Source organism: Paenibacillus forsythiae T98 (assembly GCF_000520735.1).
Taxonomy (GTDB): domain Bacteria; phylum Bacillota; class Bacilli; order Paenibacillales; family Paenibacillaceae; genus Paenibacillus_AQ; species Paenibacillus_AQ forsythiae.
Genome location: NZ_ASSC01000744.1, coordinates 1 through 2,669 on the forward strand (window position 1 = coordinate 1; position 2,669 = coordinate 2,669).

Genomic DNA, 2,669 nt, shown 5'->3' on the forward strand with positions numbered 1-2,669 from the left:
CGTAGCTGCCCATCCCTTTTACTTTCTCCAGCAGGCCGCTGCGCAGCACCTTCTCGTCCCGGCTCTCTTGCGGAGGGTAGGACGAATACACCTTGCCGGTCACATCAACGAAGATGGCCGAATCCGCATCGGGAAACAGCACCAGGTCAATCGAAAGACGGCTCTCCATCAGATTATGGAATCTATCCTCTTCCATAGCCTCGGCCGAATCCGCACGCTCATCATAAAGACGGTTGATATCGGTCGTCATAATATTGGCGCTGCTCTCCGTATTTTTCACAATCGAATCCATCTGCGAGAGAATAAGCCGGGACTCGTCCCTGACGTTGTTCTTTGTCTTCTCGATCACCGAGCGGCTGAACATTTCGCCGGACAGCAACCCAAGCGCCAGCAGCGGAAAGATGATGACCGGCACAAATATAAGGATGATCTTTCTGCGGATCGGCAGCCTCCCGAACCATCCCGCTATACCGTCTCTCATGCTCCTCCCCCTCCCTTTGACTGCGCTTGCAAAATGTCCGCCTTCTCTTCCATGAATGGTAGTCTCGATTACCGTAATCATACCATGCATTCGCCGGCTCAAACTGAATTCCATTATTTGTGCTTCCGGCAAGAAAGTCAAATCTTTTGACAAAAAAAGCGCGGAGGGCTTCAAGGTCCGATCCATCCGAACAACGAAAAGCTCTCCGCGCCTCAGTCCGCGCGCTATAAGGCCCCGGGAGCTTCAGTTGTCCGAAGCCCGCCGTTAACGGCCGATAACAAAGGTATAGACGACCAGCACCAGCGTCAGCGTGACGCAAATGCCTTCCACGGCCCCGCCCCTCTTCGAGCCGGTGCTCATCAGCTTCAAGCGCAGCTTGAAGGGCAGCGGAGGCAGCGGCGTAATGCCCCGCCGGGTGAGCGAGTCCGCCAGCAGATGCAGCGCGTAGGACAGACCGCCGGCAATCCACAGGATGTCCCCGCCGTCCATTCCCTTCCCGGCGACATACAGCAGCGCCGTCCATCCGGCCACGCCGTACAGCGTATGCGTCAGCCCCCTGTGGGGAACCAGCGCGGCAATAACCAGAATGCAGCCGACGATCATATTCCATGGATCATAAGCGCTGCCGAACGCCATCAGCAAGGTCGCGATCAGCAGCATCACGAGCTTGCGCAGCCTTCGTCCCGGCAGAAACACTACGCTTCCAACGAGCAGCGCCAGCACGATATTCCAGGGATACGGTGCAATATCCGCAAAATACAGAAAGACAGCGGCGGCGATTAACGCCAGCTGCAGCGCACGCAGCAGAAAGGAAGGAAGCGCCTTGCGTACGAGCAGCGAATTCGGCTCGTCGATGTCGGGAAGCAGCGAACTGAGCGCCGCTACGGCGACAGCGGGAATGGTAAGATGGAAGCCGGCCCACTGCATGGCCGACAGGGTGACCCCGGTGCTGATTACCAGGTGGGATTTGCCCATCATCGCTTTGCAAACGCTCCTTTCAGGATCAGAATAACGCGAACAAATGTGCGGCTACCGAAGTATAACAAGCCTTCTTCCTTTTGTCCAGTCCGCTGCGGCAGTTCGCGGGCGCGGAAGCGGGGATTGGGCAGCCTACGCGATTGTTCTCCCCCTGTTTTTAGGATACAATTTAATCAATTCATCCGTTTTCAAGCAGCGGAGAGACCAAGGAGAGAGACCGAATGTACAAGCTGATTGCCATCGACATTGACGACACGCTGATCAATGACGACAAGGAAGTAACCCCTGCCACTCAGGCGGCGCTGGAAGCAGCCATAGCCGCCGGAGTGGTCGTAACGCTCGCCACCGGACGCGCCTACGCATCCGCCCAGGCTATTGCCCGCCAGACCGGACTTAATGTGCCGATCATTACATACCAGGGCTCCCTGGTGAAGAATCTGATGGACGAAAAGGTGCTGTACGAACGCTTTGTGCCCCAGGATGCGGTTCATAAAGTCTTCGAATATTGCATCGAGCACAACCTGCATCTGCAAACCTATGTCGACGACAAGCTGTATTCCCGCGAGGAGAATCAGAAGCTGATCGATTATGCGGCGGCGAACAGGACCCAATATTACATCGAACCGGACGCCGAAAAGCTGGCCGGGATCAAGACACCCAAGCTGCTGATTATCGACGATCCCGCTTTCCTGGACGAGCTGGCGCCGAAGCTTCGGGAGCTGCTCGGCAGCGAGGTCCACATTACGAAATCGAAGCCGCATTATCTGGAAATCACGCATAACGAGGGCACGAAAGGGCTGGCGCTTGAGTTTCTGGCGGACTACTTCGGCTGCGAGCTGTCCGAGACGATCGCAATCGGGGACTCCTGGAACGACCACGAAATGCTGGAGACCGCCGGGCTTGGCGTAGCGATGGGCAATGCCATTCCGGCGCTGAAGGAGATCGCGGGCTATATAACCGCAAGCAACAATGAGGACGGAGTCAAGCAAGTCATCGATAAATTCATCCTGCAACAATAACACAAAGGGAGCGCAGAACCCGTGCAAAGCGGGTCCCGCGCTCCCTTTCTCTGTATTCCCGTGAGGCGCAATAAGAGTTATTGTCCTGCGCTGTACGCCAGGCGATAAAGGTCCAGCCATTCCAGGACGAACCTGGCGGCATTCCGCGCCGCCAAATCCAGATTGGAGGTGAACAGCCCTTCCGCATCGCT

At 56.5% G+C, this 2,669-nt stretch carries 2 protein-coding genes and 1 pseudogene; 1 reads left to right on the forward strand and 2 read right to left on the reverse strand.

The window, feature by feature from the left end:
• Positions 1–595: pseudogene (locus L692_RS29925) on the reverse strand (hypothetical protein); the annotation flags it as partial.
• Positions 596–745: 150 nt separating this feature from the next.
• Positions 746–1,459 (reverse strand): metal-dependent hydrolase, encoded by a 714-nt coding sequence (locus tag L692_RS0122575; protein ID WP_025702243.1) that lies wholly within the window; start codon positions 1,457–1,459, stop codon positions 746–748.
• Between the two features lie 221 nt (positions 1,460–1,680).
• Here L692_RS0122575 and L692_RS0122580 point away from each other — a divergent pair, with 221 nt between their 5' ends.
• Positions 1,681–2,478: a Cof-type HAD-IIB family hydrolase gene (locus L692_RS0122580; RefSeq protein WP_025702244.1), complete on the forward strand. Its 798-nt coding sequence runs from the start codon at positions 1,681–1,683 to the stop codon at positions 2,476–2,478.
• Positions 2,479–2,669: the final 191 nt, after the last annotated feature.